The sequence below is a fragment of the Micromonospora sp. D75 genome (assembly GCF_018070405.1).
GTDB classification, from domain to species: domain Bacteria; phylum Actinomycetota; class Actinomycetes; order Mycobacteriales; family Micromonosporaceae; genus Micromonospora; species Micromonospora chalcea.
This window is the reverse complement of sequence record NZ_JAGPXV010000674.1, coordinates 1-3,055: the sequence shown is the minus strand read 5'-3', so window position 1 is coordinate 3,055 and position 3,055 is coordinate 1. Positions and strand designations below refer to the sequence as shown.

Sequence of the window (3,055 nt, the reverse complement as noted above, 5' to 3'; positions counted from 1 at the left end):
GTGCTGGAAGGCGCAGGACGTCTGCGCCCAGGAGGTGCCGCTGCTCCAGATCCGGCCGGGCTCGGACCACCCGAGCGCCTGCCACTTCGCGGAGAAGCGGGAGATCGTCGTCACCCACGACGCGGCCTGACCCGAACCGGACCGCCTGCCGGCGTCAACTCGACGCCGGCAGGCGGTTCGTCGTATCCGGGGGCGTCACGGCGTCACAGCGGGCCGCGACCGGCGCGCAGCAGCAGGAGCGCGAGCTGGGTGCCGTCCGCGCCGAGCTCGGCCCGGAACCGCTCCAGGATCTCCCGTTCGCGGGAGAGCACGAGCCGGGTCCCACCGGAGGCCATCCGGGTCGCGCCGACCTCCTGGGAGAGCGCGGCTCGCTCCTGCCAGAGCGCGATGAGCGTGCTGTCGATCTCGTCGATCCGCCGCCGGATCTCACCGATCCGCTCGGCGGCCGTCGCGTCGTCGGTGCCGGTCCGGGACGCCGCGGCGCCGCTCGGGTCGGCGTCGGCCGGCCGGCCGTTGCGCGCCGGGCTGCCGCTGGACTCCACCACGTCAGTCATCATCGTCGTCCCTCTCGGGGCTCGGGCCCGGTACCCGGATCCCGGGACGGAAACGCCCCGGGCTCTCCGAGCCCGGGGCGTTTCGTAGGTCTGTGATCAGGCGCGACCCACGGCTGCCGGACTCCCGGTGCCGTAGTAAAAGTAGAAGCGCTGATCGAACACGTCGTCGAGTATGCCGACCACCCGGGCGGGCGCGCAAGAAGACGCACCAACAGGTGAGACGTGCCGCCGGGCGCCGACCGGCCGCGCGGGCGGGGAAGTGTCCGGCCGACGGCATAGACTCGGACTGCGATGCATCCTCTCTTCGACATCCCCGCGTCCCCGCCTGCGCCGGAGTCCCGGCCGACCCCGCCGCGCCGCCCCGGGGCCCCCGGGTCGGACCCGCAGGCCCTCCTCGACGGCCTGAACGGCCCCCAGCGGGACGCGGTGACCCACGCCGGCTCCCCGCTGCTCATCGTGGCCGGCGCCGGCTCCGGCAAGACCCGGGTGCTGACCAACCGGATCGCCTACCTGCTCGCCGCCCGGGACGTGCATCCCGGCGAGATCATCGCGATCACCTTCACCAACAAGGCCGCCGGCGAGATGAAGGAGCGGGTGGCCGCGCTGGTCGGCCCGCGCGCCCGGATGATGTGGGTGTCGACGTTCCACTCCGCGTGTGTACGCATCCTGCGGGCCGAGCACGAGCACGCCGGCCTGAAGTCGACGTTCTCGATCTACGACGCGGACGACTCGCGCCGGCTGATGCAGATGGTCGCCCGCGAGCTGGACCTGGACCCGAAGCGCTACCCGGCCCGGGGTCTGGCCGCCCAGGTGTCGAACCTGAAGAACGAGCTGGTCGACCCGGAGGAGTTCGCCGGCCGGGCCAAGGGGCCGAACGAGCGGGCGCTCGCCGAGGCGTACACGCTCTACCAGCGGCGGCTGCGCGAGGCGCACGCGCTGGACTTCGACGACCTGATCATGACCACGGTGCACCTGCTCCAGTCGCACCCGCACGTGGCGGAGAGTTACCGGCGGCGGTTCCGGCACGTGCTGGTCGACGAATACCAGGACACCAACCACGCCCAGTACGTGCTGATCAAGGAGCTGGTCTCCGGCACCGAGGGGATCCCGCCGGCCGAGCTGTGCGTGGTCGGCGACGCCGACCAGTCGATCTACGCGTTCCGCGGCGCGACCATCCGCAACATCCTGGAGTTCGAGCGGGACTTCACCGACGCCCGCACGATCCTGCTGGAGCAGAACTACCGCTCGACCCAGACCATCCTCAACGCGGCGAACGCGGTCATCGACCGCAACACCTCGCGCAAGCCGAAGCGGCTGTGGAGCGACGCCGGGGCCGGGGAGCAGATCGTCGGGTACGTCGCCGACACCGAGCACGCCGAGGCCGACTGGGTCGCCCGCGAGATCGACCGCCTGGTCGACGACGGCGACACCCGCCCGGGCGACGTGGCCGTCTTCTACCGCACCAACGCCATGTCCCGCGTGTTCGAGGAGGTGTTCATCCGGGTCGGCCTGCCCTACAAGGTGGTCGGCGGGGTGCGCTTCTACGAGCGCAAGGAGGTCCGCGACGCGCTCGCGTACCTGCGCGCGGTGGTGAACGACGACGACACGGTCAGCCTGCGGCGGATCCTCAACACCCCGCGCCGGGGCATCGGCGAGCGGGCCGAGGCGTGCGTGGAGGCGCTGGCCGCGCGCGACCGCATCTCCTTCGGCGCCGCGCTGCGCCGGGCCAAGGACGCACCCGGCATCTCCACCCGGGCCGCGAACGGCATCGCCGAGTTCGTCGCGCTGCTCGACGCGGCGCGGGAGCTGGCCGCCACCGGCACGCCGGAGGAGGTGCTGGAGGCGGTGCTGACCCGCTCGGGCTACCTGGCCGAGCTGGAGGAGAGCCTCGACCCGCAGGACGCCGGCCGGGTGGACAACCTCCAGGAGTTGGTGAGCGTCGCCCGGGAGTACACCGAACGGATCGAGGCGCTCGGCGCCGAGGACGAGCGGGCCACCCTGGCCGGGTTCCTGGAGCAGGTGGCGCTCGTCGCCGACGCCGACCAGATCCCCTCCGACGACCCGGACCACCAGGGCGTGGTCACGCTGATGACGCTGCACACGGCCAAGGGCCTGGAGTTCCCGGTGGTCTTCCTGACCGGCCTGGAGGACGGCGTCTTCCCGCACCTGCGCTCGCTCGGCGACACCCGGGAGCTGGAGGAGGAGCGGCGGCTGGCGTACGTGGGCATCACCCGGGCCCGCCAGCGTCTCTACCTGTCCCGCGCGGTGACCCGGTCGGCGTGGGGCGCGCCCGCGTACAACCCGCCGTCGCGGTTCCTGGAGGAGCTGCCGCCGGAGCTGGTCCGCTGGGAGCGCACCGAGGGGTCGTACACCTCGTGGGGTGGCGGGGGCGGCGGCGTCGGCGGCCGGGCGGACCGCCTGGGCCGCGGCGGCTTCGCCGGCGGCACGCCGAAGGCGACCGAGCTGGCGAAGCGGCTGGGCGTGGACGCCAGCCGGCTGTC

The 3,055-nt window shown here is 73.1% G+C and carries 2 protein-coding genes and 1 pseudogene; 2 read left to right on the top strand and 1 reads right to left on the bottom strand.

Annotated features, from left to right (window positions below):
- Nucleotides 1-130: pseudogene (locus KBX39_RS33605) on the top strand (peptide ABC transporter ATP-binding protein); the annotation flags it as partial.
- 73 nt (nucleotides 131-203) lie between these two features.
- On the opposite strand, the gene KBX39_RS27485 reads toward KBX39_RS33605, so the two are convergent.
- The gene (locus KBX39_RS27485) at nucleotides 204-557 is read right to left on the bottom strand and encodes a chorismate mutase (protein ID WP_043328352.1); all 354 of its coding nucleotides are present in this window, start codon (nucleotides 555-557) and stop codon (nucleotides 204-206) included.
- A gap of 288 nt (nucleotides 558-845) precedes the next feature.
- On the opposite strand from KBX39_RS27485, the gene pcrA reads away from it, so the two are divergent.
- On the top strand, nucleotides 846-3,055 hold a 2,210-nt coding region (gene pcrA / locus KBX39_RS27480; RefSeq protein ID WP_210873261.1), incomplete at its 3' end, for a DNA helicase PcrA.